This window comes from Variovorax sp. PAMC28562, from assembly GCF_014303735.1.
GTDB lineage: Bacteria > Pseudomonadota > Gammaproteobacteria > Burkholderiales > Burkholderiaceae_C > Variovorax.
Window position 1 is genome coordinate 4,172,618 of the sequence record NZ_CP060296.1, and the last position, 17,384, is coordinate 4,190,001.

18 protein-coding genes are annotated in these 17,384 nt (G+C 64.3%); 13 read left to right on the top strand and 5 right to left on the bottom strand.

The features are described from left to right. Positions 1 to 5: 5 nt before the first annotated feature. Positions 6 to 500: a hypothetical protein gene (locus H7F36_RS19535; protein WP_187052333.1), complete on the top strand. Its 495-nt coding sequence runs from the start codon at positions 6 to 8 to the stop codon at positions 498 to 500. On the opposite strand, the gene H7F36_RS19540 is transcribed toward H7F36_RS19535, so the two are convergent. The 3 genes from H7F36_RS19540 to H7F36_RS19550 all read right to left on the bottom strand — a co-directional run bounded on the left by H7F36_RS19540 (position 497) and on the right by H7F36_RS19550 (position 3,605). Continuing rightward, the gene (locus H7F36_RS19540; protein WP_187052334.1) at positions 497 to 2,005 is read right to left on the bottom strand and encodes a tripartite tricarboxylate transporter permease; all 1,509 of its coding nucleotides are present in this window, start codon (positions 2,003 to 2,005) and stop codon (positions 497 to 499) included. The two genes, H7F36_RS19535 and H7F36_RS19540, sit on opposite strands and share 4 nt — an antisense overlap. 1 nt (position 2,006) lies before the next feature. Beyond that, positions 2,007 to 2,564, bottom strand: a complete 558-nt coding sequence (locus H7F36_RS19545) for a tripartite tricarboxylate transporter TctB family protein (protein WP_187052335.1) — start codon at positions 2,562 to 2,564, stop codon at positions 2,007 to 2,009. A gap of 78 nt (positions 2,565 to 2,642) precedes the next feature. After that, positions 2,643 to 3,605 (bottom strand): Bug family tripartite tricarboxylate transporter substrate binding protein, encoded by a 963-nt coding sequence (locus tag H7F36_RS19550; protein ID WP_187052336.1) that lies wholly within the window; start codon positions 3,603 to 3,605, stop codon positions 2,643 to 2,645. Positions 3,606 to 3,740: 135 nt separating this feature from the next. Between H7F36_RS19550 and H7F36_RS19555 the strand changes: the two genes are divergently transcribed. From H7F36_RS19555 to H7F36_RS19565, 3 genes are read left to right on the top strand one after another with little or no spacing between them, the layout of a single operon-like run. Further along, positions 3,741 to 4,418: a response regulator transcription factor gene (locus H7F36_RS19555; RefSeq protein ID WP_187052337.1), complete on the top strand. Its 678-nt coding sequence runs from the start codon at positions 3,741 to 3,743 to the stop codon at positions 4,416 to 4,418. Further along, entirely contained in the window at positions 4,415 to 5,851 is a 1,437-nt protein-coding gene (locus H7F36_RS19560; protein WP_187052338.1) for a sensor histidine kinase, read from the top strand. Before H7F36_RS19555 ends, H7F36_RS19560 begins: the two co-directional genes overlap by 4 nt. Positions 5,852 to 5,853: 2 nt before the next feature. Beyond that, positions 5,854 to 6,276, top strand: coding sequence for an RNA-binding S4 domain-containing protein (locus tag H7F36_RS19565; RefSeq protein WP_187052339.1), 423 nt, complete (start codon positions 5,854 to 5,856; stop codon positions 6,274 to 6,276). A gap of 23 nt (positions 6,277 to 6,299) precedes the next feature. Here H7F36_RS19565 and H7F36_RS19570 read toward each other — a convergent pair whose 3' ends face one another. Further along, positions 6,300 to 6,641, bottom strand: a complete 342-nt coding sequence (locus H7F36_RS19570; RefSeq protein WP_187052340.1) for a hypothetical protein — start codon at positions 6,639 to 6,641, stop codon at positions 6,300 to 6,302. A gap of 96 nt (positions 6,642 to 6,737) precedes the next feature. Between H7F36_RS19570 and H7F36_RS19575 the strand changes: the two genes are divergently transcribed. The 5 genes from H7F36_RS19575 (at position 6,738) to H7F36_RS19595 (ending at position 11,640) form a co-directional block, all read left to right on the top strand. Beyond that, entirely contained in the window at positions 6,738 to 7,544 is an 807-nt protein-coding gene (locus H7F36_RS19575) for a PPK2 family polyphosphate kinase (RefSeq protein WP_187052341.1), read from the top strand. 63 nt (positions 7,545 to 7,607) lie between these two features. Beyond that, positions 7,608 to 7,955: a hypothetical protein gene (locus H7F36_RS19580; RefSeq protein ID WP_187052342.1), complete on the top strand. Its 348-nt coding sequence runs from the start codon at positions 7,608 to 7,610 to the stop codon at positions 7,953 to 7,955. A 214-nt stretch (positions 7,956 to 8,169) separates the two neighbouring features. Beyond that, positions 8,170 to 8,553, top strand: coding sequence for a hypothetical protein (locus H7F36_RS19585; RefSeq protein ID WP_187052343.1), 384 nt, complete (start codon positions 8,170 to 8,172; stop codon positions 8,551 to 8,553). Positions 8,554 to 8,758: 205 nt separating this feature from the next. Then, positions 8,759 to 10,441 (top strand): serine/threonine protein kinase, encoded by a 1,683-nt coding sequence (locus H7F36_RS19590; protein ID WP_222620404.1) that lies wholly within the window; start codon positions 8,759 to 8,761, stop codon positions 10,439 to 10,441. After that, complete coding sequence (locus H7F36_RS19595) at positions 10,438 to 11,640, top strand: OmpA family protein (RefSeq protein ID WP_187052344.1); 1,203 nt, start codon at positions 10,438 to 10,440, stop codon at positions 11,638 to 11,640. The genes H7F36_RS19590 and H7F36_RS19595 overlap by 4 nt, the downstream gene beginning before the upstream one ends. A 107-nt stretch (positions 11,641 to 11,747) precedes the next feature. On the opposite strand, the gene H7F36_RS19600 is transcribed toward H7F36_RS19595, so the two are convergent. Next, complete coding sequence (locus tag H7F36_RS19600) at positions 11,748 to 12,614, bottom strand: TorF family putative porin (RefSeq protein WP_187052345.1); 867 nt, start codon at positions 12,612 to 12,614, stop codon at positions 11,748 to 11,750. 299 nt (positions 12,615 to 12,913) lie between these two features. Here H7F36_RS19600 and H7F36_RS19605 point away from each other — a divergent pair, with 299 nt between their 5' ends. The 4 genes from H7F36_RS19605 to H7F36_RS19620 are packed head-to-tail and all read left to right on the top strand — an operon-like array spanning position 12,914 to position 17,381. Beyond that, a complete protein-coding gene (locus H7F36_RS19605; RefSeq protein WP_187052346.1) occupies positions 12,914 to 13,666 on the top strand; it encodes a bacteriorhodopsin-like in 753 nt (250 codons plus the stop codon). Positions 13,667 to 13,670: 4 nt separating this feature from the next. Next, the gene (crtI, locus tag H7F36_RS19610; RefSeq protein ID WP_261802409.1) at positions 13,671 to 15,257 is read left to right on the top strand and encodes a phytoene desaturase family protein; all 1,587 of its coding nucleotides are present in this window, start codon (positions 13,671 to 13,673) and stop codon (positions 15,255 to 15,257) included. 14 nt (positions 15,258 to 15,271) lie between these two features. After that, positions 15,272 to 16,231 carry a phytoene/squalene synthase family protein gene (locus tag H7F36_RS19615; protein ID WP_187052347.1) on the top strand — a complete coding sequence of 320 codons (960 nt, stop codon included), beginning with the start codon at positions 15,272 to 15,274 and terminating at the stop codon, positions 16,229 to 16,231. Next, positions 16,221 to 17,381 (top strand): lycopene cyclase family protein, encoded by a 1,161-nt coding sequence (locus H7F36_RS19620; protein WP_187052348.1) that lies wholly within the window; start codon positions 16,221 to 16,223, stop codon positions 17,379 to 17,381. Before H7F36_RS19615 ends, H7F36_RS19620 begins: the two co-directional genes overlap by 11 nt. Positions 17,382 to 17,384: the final 3 nt, after the last annotated feature.

Here is a 17,384-nt window from a genome sequence, read left to right on the forward strand (position 1 = left end):
CCAAGATGCAAAAGATGTTGACGGAGCGCGAAGCTTTCGCGGGCGTGCTGATCGGCATAGTGATGGAGCGATGCGGTGAAGCTCATTCCTCAAAGACTTCGCGCACCGGGCTGCAGTTGACCGTGCCGGTCGCCGAGCGGCCGTCGGTGCGGCGTGGACTCGATGCGCTCATCGAGCACGGCGCGCTTTCGGCCCTGGGCGAAACCATCGGCCTGACGCCCGCCGGTCAGTTGCTGGCGCAGCGCACCGCCAATGGCAACACCGACCACATGTCGCTGGATGGTGATAAGGAGCGCGTGCTGTTGCAGCCGTTGCTCATTGCCATCGACCGCGACGACCGGCTGCTTCCGAACAGGCCGCTCGAGGACGTGCGCACGCTTCCAGCACGGCTCGAGAACTATCAGTCGCACCGCGCTGGCCGCGGTGTGCTGTCGAGCTGGTCGCTCTGGGTCGCGATCGTGGCCGTTGTCGCGGCGCTGGCTTGGTACGTGCGGCGTTAGGCCAGCGCCCGCGCCTTGCGCTCGCTCATGCGCTTGGCCAGGCGCGGCAACACCAGAACCGCGACCACGACGACGATCAGCGCGATCGACATCGGCCGCTGGAAGAACACCGCTGCACTGCCTTCGCCGATCGACATCGCGTTACGCAGTTGCGCCTCTGCGAGCGGGCCAAGGATCATCCCGACCACCACCGGTGCGGTGGGGAAGTCGAAGCGCCTCATCACCACGCCGAGAATGCCGATGCCGTAAAGCAGGAACAAATCGAACGCGCTCTGGCGCATGCCGTAGGCACCGACCGTCGCGAAAATCAGGATGCCCGCGTAAAGCTGCGGCTTGGGAATCTTCAGCAGCTTGACCCAGAGGCCGACCATCGGCAGGTTAAGCACCAACAGCATCACGTTGCCGATGTAGAGCGAGGCGATCAGCGCCCAGACCAGCGCAGCCGACGTGGTGAACAGTTGCGGACCCGGCTGGATGCCGTAGTTTTGGAACGCGCCGAGCAGGATCGCGGTGGTGTTGCTGGTCGGGATGCCGAGCGTAAGCAGCGGAATCAGCGCGGTGGTCACGGTCGCGTTGTTAGCGGCTTCCGGGCCAGCCACGCCTTCGATGGCACCGCGTGTCCCGAACTCCTTCCTGACCTCGCCTTTGGCCATCTTCTTTTCGACGGCATAGCTCAGGAAGGTTGGTATCTCGGTGCCGCCTGCCGGGATGCAACCGAACGGCGCACCGATGGCGGTGCCGCGCAGCCACGCCGGAATCGACCGTTTCCAGTCGCTCTTGCTCATGTGCACGCGGCTCAATTTGTTCTGCGCTTCGACGACCTTGCCTTCATACAGCGCCGCATACAAAACCTCGGCCACGGCGAACAAGCCGACCGCCACCAGCACGATCTCGATGCCGTCGAGAAGCTCGGGCACACCGCCGGTGTAACGCCCCTGGCCGGAGATCTGATCGAGGCCGACGCAACCTGCCGCCAACCCGATGAAGAGCGCCGTCATGCCGCGCAGCGTGCTCTTGCCGAGCACCGCGCTCACGGTGGTGAAGGCCAGCAACATCAGCAGAAAATATTCGGGCGGACCGAGCTTGACCGCGAACTCCGCGACGAACGGCGCGAACAGCGTGACGATCACAGTCGCGATGGTGCCCGCCACGAAAGAGCCAATGGCCGCGGTTGCCAGCGCTGCGCCCGCCCTGCCGCTCTTGGCCATCTTGTTGCCTTCCATGGCCGTCACCATGCTGGCGGTTTCGCCCGGCGTGTTGAGCAAGATGGAGGTGGTCGAGCCGCCGTACATGGCGCCGTAATAGATGCCCGAGAAAAAGATCATCGAGGCGGTGACGTCGACCTTCGACGTGATGGGCAGCAGCATCGCCACTGCGACCGCGGGGCCGATGCCGGGCAGCACGCCGACGGCCGTGCCGAGCGCACAGCCGACCAGGCACCACAACAAGTTGACAGGGGTGATCGCAAGCGCGAACCCGTGCATCAGGGCATTGAAGATTTCCATGTCAGAGCCACCCGGTCGAAGTGAGGCCCGGCAGATTGATCGCCAGGAATTGCGTGAAGGTCCAGAACACCGGCGCGGCGATGAGCGCACCCGTGACGACGTCCAGCGCCCAGGTGCGCGGTGAGCTCGAAGCCGCTCCGCTGGCGCGCCGCAAGCCCTGTACTGCCAGCACGTAGCACAGCGTGCAACTCACGATGAACCCCAGCGTGGTGATGAGCGCCGCGTTGAGCAGCAACCCCGCAGACACCCATACGAAGCCCGCCCAGTAAGCGTGCTCCGCACCCGAAGGCGCATCGAGCTCACGAAAGCCGCCACGGCGTGCCTCCCACAAGATCCAGCCCCCGCCAATCGTGAGTACGATCGACACCAACCAAGGCAAGAAGTTAGGCCCGACCCCGCCGTACCCGGCCTCCGAAGAAATGCTGATGGCGCCGAACCCGAGCGCCAGTCCTGTCGACAAAACGCCAATACCGACCAAGGTTTGCGGCCATACGGCGACCGGCCCACGCGGCGGCTCGGCATCAAGGGGGGTAACGGCCGAAGGCTCTGTTGTTGTCATATTCGTCTCAAGGTTTCAACCGAGAGCGCCAAAGCGCCAAAGGCGCAAGCGCTCCCCTTCCAGATGCGAGCCCGACCTCTAGATCATTCCGGACTTGGCCATGATCGCGCGAAGGCTCGCGAAGTCGTCGTCGACGAACTTGGCGAACGCATCACCCGACAGTACTGACGGCGTCCAATCGTTCTTCTTGAGGGCCTCGGCCCAAGCGGCGGACTTGAGCGCGGCCAGCACCATGTCGGTCAGCGCCTTCTTCTGGTCCGGCGTGATGCCTGGAGCGCCGTACACGCCGCGCCAGTTGCCGATCTCGACATCGATGCCCTGCTCTTTCAGCGTCGGCACGTTGACGCCCGGCAGGCGCTGGGCCGAGGTGACGGCAATCGCCTTCATCTTGCCGGCGTTGATGTACTCGGCGAATTCGCTGTAGCCGCTTCCACCGACCGTGACGTTGCCGCCCAGGATGGCCGCGGTCGCTTCACCGCCGCCGCGGAACGCGACGTAGTTGATCTTGGACGGATCGGCGCCGACCTTCTGCGCGATCATGGCCGCGGCGATGTGCTCGGTAGCGCCGCGCGAGCCGCCGCCCCACTTGACGCTGCCCGGGTCTTTCTTGAGCTGGTCGACCACGTCCTTCATGGTCTTGAGCGGCGAATTGGCCGGCAGCACGAACACGTTGTATTCGCTGCTGATGCGCGCGATGGGCGTGGCCGATTCGAGCTTGACCGGTGGCTTGCCGGTGATGATGCCGCCCAGCATGACGGCACCCATCACCATCAGCGCGTTCGGGTCGCCCTTGGAGCCGTTGACGAACTGCGCGAGGCCCAGTGCACCTGCGGCGCCTCCCTTGTTGTCGTAGGTCACCGTGTCGGCAACCTTGGCGTCGGTCAGCGCCTTGCCCAGTGCGCGGCCGGTGGTGTCCCAGCCGCCACCCGGGTTGGCCGGGATCATCATCTTGACGTTGGCGGCAGCTGCCCAGGCCGACATCGGCAAGGCGCCGGAAGCGGCCAGTGCGGCCAGGGATTTCAGAAAGGTATCGCGACGCATGTTGATGTCTCCTTCGACAATGAACCCGAATAGAACCTGAACAGAAGCTGAGTAAACGCTGAACACCGCTATCATGCGGCGCCCCGCTGTCAGTTGGCTGTCCGTCACATTGGGGAAAACACCAAACCCCGAGGCATGAAACTGCTGCTCGTCGAAGACGATCCCACGATGCAGACCACGCTGCAGCGCGCCCTTGCGCGCCGGCAGATCGACGTTCGCGTCTGCGGCGATGGCGCACAGGCGCTGGAGCAATGGCGCGCGCTCGAACCGGACGTGGTCGCGCTGGACTTGAGCTTGCCCAACCTCGACGGCCTGCAGGTTCTGGCGCAGGCCCGTGCCGCCGGCTTGCGCACTCCCGTGCTGCTGCTGACCGCGCGCGGCACCGTGGGCGACCGCATCGTCGGCCTCAACGCGGGCGCCGACGACTACCTGCCCAAGCCTTTCGACCTGGACGAGCTGGAAGCGCGACTGCGCGCACTGCGCCGACGCCATCAGAGCGCCGGCGTCGATTCACCACTCAATCCGCAGCAGGTTGGCGCACTGCGCTACGAACCGGAGAGCGGCGCCATCTATCACCGCGCCGAAGTGCTCGAACTCACGCCGCGCGAACTCGGCTTGCTGAAGGTGCTGATGGAAAAGCCCGGTCATGCCGTGACCAAGGAACGTCTGTTCGAGCTGGTGTTTCCCGGAGAAACAGAGGTGCAGTACGAGGCCATCGAGGTGGTCGTGTATAGGCTGCGCAAGAAGCTGGTCGGCACGGGCGCGGTGTTGATGACGCTGCGCGGGCTTGGCTATCTGCTGCGCGAGGCATGACGCGGTCTTTGTCGACGTCGCTTTCGCGATCGTTGTCGCTAAGAGCGACGCTGCTCTTCGGCATCCTGGCGCCGGTGGCGCTGTTCATCGTCATCAACTCGGTGAGTCTCTACCGCCAGACGCTGGCTGCCGCCACGACGGCTTACGACCGCACCTTGCTGGCGTCGGCCAAGACCATCGGCGAGCAGCTGGATGTCGAGGGCTACGACGAGCATTCGGTGCTTCGCGCCAAGGTGCCCTATTCCGCACTCGAAGCCTTCGAGGCCGACAACAAGAGCAAGCTCTTTTATCGGGTGTCGGCCATCGACGGCGAGCTGGTGTCCGGCTTTGCCGACCTGCCGTTCTGGCGCGGTCGCATTCCCGACCTCAGCGCCTATGCCTCGCTGGTCGACTTCTACGATGCCCAATTTCGCGACGAGCCGGTGCGTGTCGCGGTGCTGCTGCAGCCGGTGGCGAGCGAGCATGGGCGCGGCATGGCGGTGGTGCAGGTGGCTGAAACACTGGAGCTGCGCGAGACATTGGCACGCAAGATCCTGGTCGACACGCTGTGGCGTCAACTGCTGCTGCTCGGTGTGATCGCCGGCGTAACGATTCTCGTGGTGCAGCGCGCGACGCGCCCGGTGCGCGAACTCGGCGAAGCGATCGAGGCTCGCGCCGCGGACGATCTGTCGCCCGTCCACGCACCCGACGCGCCGCGCGAGTTGCGACCGCTGATCGACGCGACCACGCGCGTCATGGGCCGGCTGCAGCGTTTGCTCGATCATCAGAAGCGATTCGTGCGCGACAGCGCCCATCAACTGCGCACGCCGCTCGCGGTACTGAAAGTGCAGGTGCAATCGGCGCGTCGCGGCGACGTCGACCCGCGTCAGGCCCTCGACGAAATCAACCAGACGGTCGAGCGCGCCACGTTGTTGGCCAACCAGATGCTGTCGCTCGCCAAGGTCGAGCAGTTGCGTCAGCGGCCGGAGTCGGCGACTCTCGCCTTCGACGAGGTGGTGCGGCAAGTTGCCATCGACGTGTCGCCGCTGATCGCCGCCAAGGCGCTGGAGTTCGAGCTCGACGCCAAGCCGGCGCCCGTGCATGCGCACTTGTGGATGCTGCAGGAGCTTGCGCGGAATCTGCTGCACAACGCCATCAAGCACAGCCCTGAAGGCGGTTTGCTGGCGGTGCGGGTGCATGTGGAAAGCGACCATGCCGTGCTGGCGGTCGTCGATTCAGGGCCGGGTATCTCGGCCGAACTGCGGCAGCGCCTGTTCGAGCCGTTTTCCGCCGGCGACGCGGCCAGCGGATCGGGCCTGGGTCTGACGATCTGTCGGGAAATCGTGATGGCGCTGGGCGGCAGTCTGACGCTGGACAATCGCGTGCAGGACGGCCAGGTGGTCGGCCTCGATGCAAAAGTGCGGTTGCCGCTCAAGGAGCACACACAAGGATGACGATGGATCGTTTGCGAATCGACAAGTGGCTGTGGGCCGCGCGCTTCTTCAAGACTCGGTCGCTTGCCGCCGATGAGATCGGCAAGAACCGCGTGCAGGTCAACGGCGACATCGCCAAGGCGTCGCGTGAGGTGAAGGCGGGCGACACGGTCGGTATCCGGCTCGGCGCAATGACCCGTGTGGTCCAGGTGCGCGGCATCAGCGCACAACGCGGCTCGGCACCGATCGCGCAACTGCTCTATGCAGAAACCGCCGACAGCTTGGCCGCCCAGACGAATGCGCGAGAACTGCGGCGCATGGGGACGGAGCCAGGGCTCAGTCTGGAACAGGGCCGGCCGACGAAGCGCGACCGACGTCAGCTCGACGATGCCTCTGGCGGATGGGGGGCTCGTTGGAGCGCCAGCGTGGACGACATCGACACTTGATGCCGACGCTCGAGGCTGCAAGGTCAGCCGCAGCGGGTGCCGAAGATGCGGCCGTTCGTCTCGACGTCGACATTCAATCGGCTCTCGTCGAAGGGCGATACGCTCGCGTCCGACCGGAGAACGGTGCGCGCCGTGCGTGCATCGGCGCGTTGGCGTATCTCTTCGAGAAGCGGACCGTTGACGACCTTGCCGAGCGCGAATCGTGCGCCGGCCGCCCGGCAAGCCGGCATGGCCTCATAGAAGCGCGGCGGTGCCGCGATGTCTGCTGAAAGCGGACGGACGTCGCCGCGGAACTGGCACGCTGCACAAGCAAATGCGCAGAGCGAAAGCGACAGCAAACGCAAATACCGGAATTTCGATTCCATGATTGTTTCTCCCTGACAGCAAACACAAAGCCGCTTGACGATACTGCGGGCGCATCCCTTACGCTGTCAGTTTTTTCACAGAAGAAGAAAGCGCTTATGACGAGCTTCAAGACCTACCGAGTCGGCGACAACTTCAAGCTGTCCGACATCGACCCTGGTGATACGCCCTTCCTCGAGGGCAGCGACGACGCGCAGAAAAAAGAACTCGATGCACTTGCAGTGCAACTCGACGTGCTGCAAAACCTGCTGCATGCCGAGGGTCGGCGCAAAGTACTGCTGGTGCTTCAAGGCACCGACACGAGCGGCAAGGACGGCACGATTCGCTGGGTGTTCTCACGCACCACGCCACTCGGCGTACGGGTCGCGGCCTTCAAGGCGCCGACCGACGAAGAAAAAGCGCGTGACTTTTTGTGGCGCTGCCATGCGGTCGTGCCACGCAATGGCGAGCTCGCGGTATGGAACCGCAGCCACTACGAAGACGTGCTCGTGCCGGTCGTCGAGGCATGGATCGACAAGGATGTCACCCGAAAGCGTTACGCGCAGATCAACGACTTCGAGCGGCTGCTGACCGAGAACGGCACCGTCATCGTCAAGTGCATGCTGCACATCGGCAAGGATGAACAGCGCGTGCGCTTGCAGTCACGCGTCGACACACCGGGCAAGCAATGGAAGTTCAGCCCCGACGATCTCATCGTTCGCGAGAAATGGAGCGCTTACCAGCGCGCCTACAGCCGCGCGCTGGCAGCGACATCGACCCGGCATGCGCCCTGGTACGTGGTACCGGCCAACAGCAAGTTGCACCGCAATTTGATGATCGCGCGCTTGCTGGTCAAGACGCTCGCGCAAATGAATCCCACTGCGCCGCCGGCGGACCCCGCGCTCAAGGGGCTTGTTGTCAAATAGTCACACGACCGCAGCCAGCGGGAGTGTATGGTTCTGCCTTTCTAAATTCAACCGAGTACCACCGTGTCCGATAAGCCCCATTCGCCAAGTGCGGCTGCGCCCATAGAGAAGGCGTTGGCGCAAACGCAAGAAACGCAAGAGAAGTTGAGTGCCGGCGTGAACGAGCTGGCCGTGACCAACGCCGTGCTTCAGCAGGAAGTGCCAGTCGAGGCGCTTACTGGCGATCTGGCGCTCGCTCTCGAAAAGAACGAGGCACTAGAGACCAAAGTGCAGGAATGCGTCGACGACCTGGAAGACGTCGGCAAGGTGCTCGCGGAAGAGGTGGCGCGGCGCAAACGGCTGGAAGCGAAGCTTGCCGAGGCCAAGGCGGAGGTTGCCAGCGCTGGCGCGAACAACAACGCCGCTGCGTGAGCGATCCGGTCCTCAACTGAGGGCCACTGCGCATCGACCGCAGTCTGTGGGATGCAGGCGTATCTGGATTGGCTGTCATCAAGCTCCATCCAGGGTTCCGATTTGATCCGGGTTGCCTACACGCGTTCCTCCTGACCGCCTGCACGGGCCCTAGGCCAGGCGAAGCAGCATCACTGTTGTAATTCGTAACAAAAATCTCGATGCGATGTGCGCGATGACCAGCAGACAAGACCAATTGACCGGGATAGAGCGGGCGCTCGCCGAGCTCGACAAGGTGCTTGGCGCTGCGCCTGTGGACCGCAGCGAAGTCCCGTTCTACGGACCGACGATGCTGCTGTCGATGAGCGAGATAGACCAGGCCATGGCACTGCAATCGGAGCGGGCACGGTACGAAGCCAACCCCGAGGACACCGCCGTCCACTTCTGCCTGACATCGGCGATCGCCCTGCTCGAAGTGAGCCAGGTGCTCCTTAACCAAGGTGGCGATCTCTCCCCGCAAGACCGCGAACGTCAGTGGAAAACGCTGGTTGCGTACACAAAAACGGCGGGCCGCTCCGCCTATCGCGCTGCATCGATCCTGACGGACCAAAAAGACTGATCACGACGCCTTTCGACACCATTCGTCGGAATTGTGAATTTATGTATCTCCGCGTGAGATATGCACGCGACTCCTCGTCGACACGCTGCGAAACTGCCCGCATGCCGAATTTGCCGCACACCTCGCAATTGCCGTCGTTGCGGTCGCAATCGTCGTGATCTGCCCAAATTGCGGTGCGCATAACCGGTCGCTCGCCAAGTTCTGCATGAAGTGCGTCACCTCGCTATCGGCCACCCTTGTCGACCGTGAAGAAAACGCCATTGCAGACATTGCCACTACCGAGATGAGCCACGCCGCGACCCTGCGCGTCCAGCGCACCGCCGAATGGGCAGCGGACGGCCATGCCGATCACGAGCGCCCGGAACTCACCGAATTTGCAGAGCACGCATTGCCGGATGGCACGCTCATCGATGGCTTTCGCATCGCCAGATCGATTGGCGAAGGCGGCTTCGGTATCGTCTACCTTGCATGGGATGTGGCGCTGGAACGGCATGTGGCCATCAAGGAATACATGCCGACGTCGCTGGCGGTACGGGCCAATCCGTCGCTCGAAGTGTCGATGCGGTCCGACCGGCACCGCGGCACCTTCGACGCCGGCCTGAAGAGCTTCGTCAACGAAGCGCGTCTGCTGGCACGCTTCGACCACCCGGCGCTGGTCAAGGTGTTCAGGTTCTGGGAAGCGAATCGCACCGCGTACATGGCGATGCCTTTCTATGAAGGGCCGACGCTCAAGGCAACGCTGGCGACCTCCGGCAACACGGCGTCCGAGTCGGAACTGCGCGCGTGGCTGGAGCCTCTGCTCGATGCGCTGTCGGTGCTGCATCGCGAGCATTGCTATCACCGCGACATCTCCCCCGACAACATTTTGCTGACGACGTCGGGCCCGGTGCTGCTCGACTTCGGCGCGGCACGGCGCGTGATCAGCGACATGACGCAGGTGCTGACCGCCGTGCTCAAGCCCGGCTTTGCACCGATCGAGCAATACGGCGGCGAGTTGCAGCAAGGGCCCTGGACCGATCTGTATGCGCTGGCAGGTGTCGTGCATTACGCGATCACCGGCCGAGCCCCGACGGCGTCTGTGGTGCGCGTGGTGAGCGACACGCTGCGCCCGCTGGCGGTGACACACGCCGGCAAATACAGCGACAACTTTCTGCGCGCCGTCGACCTCGCCTTGTCGGTGCGACCCGAGGCGAGGCCGCAAGACGTAGCGGAGTTTCGAGCGTTGCTCGATGCGGGTAAGGTTGCCAAAGCGGCGGCGATCCCGGATGCGCCGCAACAGGCCGACGCGCCAAAGGCCGAAGAGGCTCCGGAAGCGGCCCAGGTATCGATCGACGAATCGGCCGACGACCTAACGCTATCGTCACAACCCGACGTGCCGCAGTCCGCCGCCAAACGCTCCCATCGTCGCGTCTATCTTGCCGCTACTGCATGCCTGCTCCTGGTCGGCAGTGCGACGTTCTGGACGATGCACAGCAGCGGTTCACGGCAGCCGGGCCTCAGCACGTCGGCGGCCGCAGCGGCCAGCTCGCCCGCGCCCGTAACGCAATCGCCAGTCGCACCCACTGTGGTCAAAGCAGTTAGCGCGATCGCGGTAAATGAAGCACCAGCACCACCTTCGGCGGCTGCAACGCCTATCGCCCTGGCGGCCACGCCGCGCTCTGCGGTGCGCATGCCAGCGCCGTCTGTCCCCGAGCGAAAGAAGCCGGCGGCGGTCATCGCTTCGGTCGATGAACCGCGCACGGCATCGCGCACTGATGTCGAGGCAGAACCCGCTTCGCTTCGCAAGGCCCCGGTGCGACCGCAACGCTGCGCCGAGATCATTCAGAAATCTTCACTCGACACCCTGACTGCAGACGAAGTCGCTTACCTGAAAAAAGAATGCCGATGAGTTCCCGTTTCCCCTTCCTGTCTCAGCTTGCTTCTACGACTCTGCCGCGACTGTTTTTCGGCGCCGTGTTTGCGATCGCCGTTGCGGGCTGCAGCACCACCACACCGGTCGGAAGCACTGAACCGCTGCAATTCGACCAGGCCATTGCCGCGGCCACGGACGCGCTGTTTCAACAGTCGCAAGACGCTATGGGCTTCATGGCCCGGCGCAGCAAGCAGGCCGTCGCGCTCGACCCCACGCTCGATGCGGCCAGCGGCCAGCAGACCGCCGCAACGCAACAGCTCGACCGCACGATCACCGAGCGTGCGGCACGCAACTTCGAACAGATCGAGGTGCTTCCGTTTCAGGCGACCAGCCTGGCCAAGGCGCAGTACCTGCTGGTCGGCACGTTGGTGCGTGTGCAGAACACCTATCGCATCGACCTGGGGTTGGTCGACCTCAAAGGTGGCGCGGTGGTCGCGCACGCATCCGCCGTCGCGAGAAAAGAAGGCGTGGACATGAGCCCTTTGCCCTACTACCGCGACAGCCCGGTGCTCATCAAGGACAAGGTCACCGATGGCTACGTGCTCACCAGCGCCACGCCCGCAGGACAAAAAGCCGACGCTACGTACATGGAGCGCATCGCCACGGCGACCGTCATCAACGACGCCACGACGCTCTACAACGCCGCACGCTATCGCGAGGCACTGGGCCAATACCGCAGCGCGCTTGCGACGCCCGCAGGCGACCAGATCCGTGTGCTCACCGGTATCTATCTGAGCGTCAGCAAGCTGGGCATGACGACCGAAGCCGAAGAAACCTTCGGGCGACTCGTTGCGTATGGCATCGCCACCAACCAGCTCGGCGTCAAGTTCCTTTTCAATCCCGGCAGTACCGAGTTCTGGGCCGACCCCAAACTGACCGGGGCCTATGCCATGTGGCTACGGCAAATCGCACGCCAGGCCAGCCGCACCAAGGTCTGCATGGACGTTGTGGGCCACACGAGCAAGACCGGCACCGAAGACGCCAACGAAACCCTGTCGCTCAGGCGCGCAGCGTTCATCAAGCAGCGCCTCGGCGCCGACTCGGCAGACATGGTCAAACGCACCCGTGCGATCGGCATGGGCTCCAAGCAGAACATCGTCGGCAGCGGTACCGACGACGTGGTCGACGCACCGGATCGACGGGTCGAGTTCAGCATCGTGGAGTGCGGTAAGTAAGCCGATTGGCGTTACCGCGAGGTTCATCACCGCCGCGATCCAGAAGCACGCCGACGCGACATCTGCCCTCCAGATCATCGTTCGGCCTCAGGATTGCTCTTGCGCTGTCAGAACGTCTTGGTCAGCGTAGCAATGAACTGCGCCTTGTTGATCGACTGAGTTTGCACGCCGATCGGGCCAAAGCCCGGTTCCACGACCGCCAGGTAGGCATCTTTCTTGTTGGCACCGACCACCGCACCGGCCAGCGACAGGCCACCGCCAAAGTCCCACGACGCGCCGACGTTGTAGTCGACGTAGCTCTTGTAGCCCGTGTTTTTGCGGATGTCGCTGCTCAGGCGCGTGTAGCCGACCGCGGCCTTCAACGTCAGGTGCGGAATCACTTCCTTGGCGTACGACAGGTTCAGGTAGCCGCTGTTGCGGCCCTTCAGGCCCGAGCCGTTGGCCGCGCCGGCAAAGCCGAAGTAGTCCTTGGACACGGTGTGCGAGTACTTCGCGGTGAAGGCGCCCAGGGCGTCGTCGCTGTAGGTGGCAGCGCCGTAGAGTTCGGTCGTGTTGCCCAGGTGGTTGCCCGGGTACACATAGGTCAGCACGCCGAAGTCGAGGTCGAACACGCCGACCTTCATCTTGTAGCCGCCGTAGATGTCCATCTCGATGCTGTTGCCCGAGAGCCAGTTGACGCTGGAATTCCAGTTGCCCACGTAGAAGCCGCTTTCGCCGAAGGCGTAGTCAAAGCCGCCCTGCACCGCCGGCTTGACGCCGCGCTTCTTGTACAGACCGTTGTGGCCGATGGCGTCCTGGTCCTGGCCGCGGAACTTGTAGTTCGTGGTCAGCGAGATGTTGGCGGTCAGGGGGGACGTGGCTGGAGCGGCGGCCGCTGCATCACCGACAGTGCCTGGTGCGGATTGCGCGAAGGAGAGGCAAGACACGGTGGCAAAGACACCGGTCAGACCGGCTTTGATAACGATACTTTTCATTGAGCTGTGCAGTTGTTTGACGACAGCAGCAGGCTAAGCAGGACTCCGTAAAAGCCGCGTAAAAAATGCGGGCGCTCTTATAAAAAGCTTGTTGATGGCCCTGTATGCGCTGGAGCCTGGAGCGCCAGCGCGACGCTGTTCGCACGGCGTGTATCGCATTCCCTGCATCAGCTGGGTGCCGGCTGCACGTATCGATTGCCTAATCCTTGTCGACGAAGATGTTTTGTATAGCCATGCCTTATACAAAACCAACTCATTGAATAGCATGCCTGCTCTTTCTCAATCAGGCACTCCTCCTCATGGACTCCATCTCCCCCGGGCAATTCAGCCTTGTCTACAACGCGTTTTCCTTCGCCATCGCGGTGATGGGAGCGGCGACTGTGTTCTTCTTCCTGTCGCGATCCCAAGTGGCTTCGTCTTACCGAACGGCACTCACAGTGACCGGGCTGGTAACGCTCGTCGCGCTGTACCACTACCTTCGGATCTTCAACAGCTGGGAAGCCGCCTACTCGCTGGCCGATGGCGTGATGAAGCCGACCGGCGCCAAGTTCAACGATGCTTATCGCTACGTCGACTGGCTGTTGACGGTGCCGCTGCTGCTGATCGAACTGATCCTGGTGATGCGCCTGTCGGGTGCTGAAACGCGTGCCAAGGCCACCAAGCTCGGACTGCTTGCAGCCCTCATGGTGTTGCTCGGCTACCCGGGCGAAATTTCGGCAGACCTGAGCACCCGCTGGCTGTGGTGGGGACTGGCGATGATCCCATTCGTCATCATCGTGTACGACCTCTTCGTCGGCCTGCGGAATTCGATTGCCTCGCAGCCCCCCGGCGCCCGCGGTTTGGTCAGCGCGGCCCGTTGGTTGACGGTGGTGTCATGGTTGTTCTATCCGATCGTCTTCGTGTTCCCGATGATCGGTTTCACCGGCGGCGCAGCGACCATTGCGGTGCAGGTCGGCTACACCGTGGCAGACGTGGTGGCCAAGGCGGTGTTCGGCGTGTTGATCTTCCTGATCGCCTCGCGCAAGACCGAGATCGAAGCTTCGTTGAGGTAAGCCGTTGAACCCCGAGCTTTCGTGGGCCCGCGTTCGGGGCTATCAGCCGCCGGTGCGACGGGCATCGGCACCGCGCTGGGTGGCTGAAGTGCCTCACGCCGTGGTGGTGGGCGCAGGCTACGGCGGCATCGCCGCTGCCTTGCGCCTGCGGGCCAAAGGCTACCGCGTCACGCTCATCGACCGGGGCGAGCAACTCGGCGGTCGGGCTCGGGTATTCGAGCGCGACGGTTTCCGGCACGACGCCGGTCCGACCGTGATCACCGCACCGTTTCTCTTCGAAGAGCTGTTCGAGTTGTTCGGCGAGCGACTGGCCGATCACGTCGAGCTGGTGCCGCTGACACCCTGGTACCGCTTCCGATTTGCGGACGGCGACCACTTCGACTACGGCGGCACGCTGGATGAAACGCTGGCCGAGATCGGGCGTATTTCTCCTGAAGACCGCGAAGGCTACTTGCGACTTCTGGAGCACTCCAGGCGCATCTTCGATATCGGCTTCACCCAACTTTCTGCGAAGCCTTTCGACAAGCTAGGGACCATGCTCCGACTGATCCCCAGCCTGATCCGGCTGCGTTGCGATCGCACCGTCTGGGGCTTGGTCAAAGCGTTTCTCAAGAACGACAAGTTGCGCCAGGCCTTTTCGATCCAGCCCCTGCTGGTCGGCGGCAATCCGTTCGACACCACCAGCATCTATGGCCTGATTCATTACCTGGAACGCGCCCACGGCGTGTTCTTCGCGATGGGCGGTACGGGCGCTATCACGCGCGCGCTGGGCCGGCTGATGGAACGCCACGGCGTCGCCGTGCGTCTGGGCAGCACGGTGCAACGCATCCGGGTCGAAGGCGGCGCAGCGACCGCGGTCGAACTGGCGGGCGGCGGCGTCATTCCGGCGGATCTCGTGGTTTCCAACGCCGATGCGGCACACCTGTACACATCGATGATCCCCAAGTCGAAGCAGGCATGGTCGTCGCGGCTGAAGCTGGCGGCCGCGAGCTACTCGATGGGACTGTTCGTGCTCTATTTCGGCACGCGCCGGTCGTACCCGGACGTAGCCCACCACACCATTTGGCTCGGTGAGCGCTACCGCGAACTGCTCGACGAGATATTCAACAAAAAGACGCTCGGCGACGACTTCTCGCTCTATCTGCACCGGCCCACCGCCACCGACCCGAGTTTTGCGCCGGACGGCTGCGAAAGCTTCTATGTGCTGTGCCCGGTGCCCAACATGCAGGCCGACCTGGACTGGAGCCTGGAAGGCCCCAAGCTGCGCGACCGGATCGTTGCGGCGCTGGACCGAACCATCCTGCCGGGCCTGGCAACCACCATCACCGCCGAGTTCAGCATGACGCCACGCGACTTCAGCAACGACTACCTGAGCGTGCACGGGGCCGGTTTCTCGGTCGCGCCGCTGTTCCGGCAGTCGGCCTGGTTCCGTTTCCATAACCGGGCCGAAGGCATTCGCAACCTTTACCTGGTCGGGGCCGGCACGCATCCGGGTGCCGGTCTGCCAGGTGTGCTTTGCTCGGCGAAGGTCGTCGATTCAATGGTCCCCGCTGCCGAGATGGTGGTGCGGCAAGAGCCTCACGGCGCATGAAAAGACACGATGTCATGAACTCACCCGACGCCGCCTACGCCGCTGCTGACCAGTTGCTGGCACGGCATGGACGCAGCTTTCACTGGGCCCGTCGCCTGCTCGGCGCCCGACATGCCGAGCGCGCCACCCGGCTCTACGGCTTTTGCCGCCGCATCGACGATCTGGCCGACGACGCTGCCTCACCGGCCGCAGCCCATGCCGCACTGGACACGGTGCGCCGGGCGCTGGACACCGGCCAATCAGACGACGCCGAAGTGCGCGACATGCTGCAGTTGATGGATTCCTGTCGCATCGATGCGTCGATCCCGCTCGAGTTGATCCGTGGTGTCAGGAGCGACCTCGGCGAGGTGCGCTTTGCCGACATGGACGAACTGCTGCGCTATTGCTACCGCGTGGCCGGCACCGTCGGCCTGATGATGACGGCGGCACTCGACATGACCGCACCCGAGGCGTTGCCGCATGCCATCGACCTCGGCATCGCCATGCAACTGACGAACATCTGCCGCGATGTTCGCGACGATGCGCTGCTCGGGAGGCGCTACCTTCCAGCGACGCTGGTGGGCGAGCTCACGCCGGCCGCCTTGGTCGATCCCAGCGTCGAGGTGCGCGCGACAGCCACCCACGCACTGTGCACGCTGCTGGATCTGGCCGACCGCTTCTACGCCAGTGGAGAGTTGGGGCTGCGCTTTCTGCCCGCCGGCGCGCGCACCGGGATCCTGGTGGCAGCACGGGTCTATCGTGGCATCGGCCTGGTCCTGCGGGAGCGGGAATACGACTGCTGGTCGTCGCGGGCGATGGTCGGCAACGGCGGCAAGGTGGCGATCACGCTCGGTGCTCTGGCCGGGACGCTCGGCGCACGCTGGGGCGGCGGGCAGACGCCAACGCCAACGCCGACGTCGAGCGCGCGGCCGTACGGCCCCCTGCCGCCCCACCCCGGCTCGGCCTGGCTCGCGAGGGCGGGTGTTGCAGACTGATCTCGACCTGCTGATCCTCGGTGGCGGCTGCGCGGGCCTGAGCCTGGCGCTGCGGCTGGCAGAAGCCCCCGGTCGCTGCCGGCGCGTGGCAGTGATCGAGGCACGGCCGGACTATGCCAACGACCGCAGCTGGTGCTTCTGGCGGCTCGGGCCGCATCGCTTCGAGCCGCTGGTGACGCAGAGCTGGTCGCGGATCGCCGTGCGCTCGGCCTCGCGCGTGGTGGTCGCCGACTGTGCGCAGACGCCCTATCAACTTCTTGAAGCCGGCAACTTCTACACGCACGCACGTCACGTGCTCGCGAACAGCGATACGGTGCGTCTGTCGCTGGGGGTGTCGGTGAACGGTCCACCCGTGGCGGTGGCGCACGGCTGGCGCGTCGAGACTTCGGCCGGTGCGCTCACGGCGGCACAGGTGATCGACACGCGCCCGCCAAGCGTGCCGCGGCACGGCGATTCGACACTCTGGCAATCGTTTTTCGGGCAGGAGCTGGTGTGCGAGCGGCCGGTGTTCGACGCCGCTTGCGTGGAATTGATGGACTTCACGGAAGTGGTGTCGGGAGCGGTCGCGTTCACCTATGTGTTGCCGTTGGCACCCGACCGGGCACTGGTCGAAACCACGCTGTTCGACCCCCATCCGCGCGGCCCGTCCGACCTGGCCCAGCACCACCGGCGCGCCGTGCGACGGCTTTGCGGCGATGCGCCGACCCGGATGCTGCGCAGCGAAGCCGGCATGCTGCCGATGGGGATGGCGCACGACCCGGGCGCGCTGGGCCGGGGCCACTTGCGCGCTGGTCTGATGAGCGGCGCGGCCCGGCCGGCCACGGGCTACGCTTTCCAGCGCATCCAGCGCTGGGCCGATGCCTGCGGCGAGGCGCTCCGTCACGGCAAGACGCCGCGCGGACACCACACCGACCCGTTGCTCACCCGAATAATGGACCGGCTTTTCCTGGACGTGCTGCGAAGCCAGCCCGAGCGGGGAGCCGAACTGTTCGTGCGCTTGTTCGGCGGCACCGACATGCGTCGCATCGTCCGCTTCCTGAGCGATCGCGGAACCTTGCTCGACCGTGCCGCCATCGTCGCTTCATTGCCCGCGGGGCTGTTTTTGCGCCAGCTACTGCGGTCGGCGCGGCGCGACCTGGCCGAGGCCTGACGC

Bases quoted from the DNA above. Each gene is read 5' to 3' on its own strand.
- H7F36_RS19535 (WP_187052333.1), top strand. From the start codon at position 6: ATGCAAAAGATGTTGACGGAGCGCGAAGCTTTCGCGGGCGTGCTGATC.
- H7F36_RS19540 (WP_187052334.1), bottom strand. From the start codon at position 2,005: ATGGAAATCTTCAATGCCCTGATGCACGGGTTCGCGCTTGCGATCACC.
- H7F36_RS19545 (WP_187052335.1), bottom strand. From the start codon at position 2,564: ATGACAACAACAGAGCCTTCGGCCGTTACCCCCCTTGATGCCGAGCCG.
- H7F36_RS19550 (WP_187052336.1), bottom strand. From the start codon at position 3,605: ATGCGTCGCGATACCTTTCTGAAATCCCTGGCCGCACTGGCCGCTTCC.
- H7F36_RS19555 (WP_187052337.1), top strand. From the start codon at position 3,741: ATGAAACTGCTGCTCGTCGAAGACGATCCCACGATGCAGACCACGCTG.
- H7F36_RS19560 (WP_187052338.1), top strand. From the start codon at position 4,415: ATGACGCGGTCTTTGTCGACGTCGCTTTCGCGATCGTTGTCGCTAAGA.
- H7F36_RS19565 (WP_187052339.1), top strand. From the start codon at position 5,854: ATGGATCGTTTGCGAATCGACAAGTGGCTGTGGGCCGCGCGCTTCTTC.
- H7F36_RS19570 (WP_187052340.1), bottom strand. From the start codon at position 6,641: ATGGAATCGAAATTCCGGTATTTGCGTTTGCTGTCGCTTTCGCTCTGC.
- H7F36_RS19575 (WP_187052341.1), top strand. From the start codon at position 6,738: ATGACGAGCTTCAAGACCTACCGAGTCGGCGACAACTTCAAGCTGTCC.
- H7F36_RS19585 (WP_187052343.1), top strand. From the start codon at position 8,170: ATGACCAGCAGACAAGACCAATTGACCGGGATAGAGCGGGCGCTCGCC.
- H7F36_RS19590 (WP_222620404.1), top strand. From the start codon at position 8,759: ATGAAGTGCGTCACCTCGCTATCGGCCACCCTTGTCGACCGTGAAGAA.
- H7F36_RS19595 (WP_187052344.1), top strand. From the start codon at position 10,438: ATGAGTTCCCGTTTCCCCTTCCTGTCTCAGCTTGCTTCTACGACTCTG.
- H7F36_RS19600 (WP_187052345.1), bottom strand. From the start codon at position 12,614: ATGAAAAGTATCGTTATCAAAGCCGGTCTGACCGGTGTCTTTGCCACC.
- H7F36_RS19605 (WP_187052346.1), top strand. From the start codon at position 12,914: ATGGACTCCATCTCCCCCGGGCAATTCAGCCTTGTCTACAACGCGTTT.
- H7F36_RS19615 (WP_187052347.1), top strand. From the start codon at position 15,272: ATGAACTCACCCGACGCCGCCTACGCCGCTGCTGACCAGTTGCTGGCA.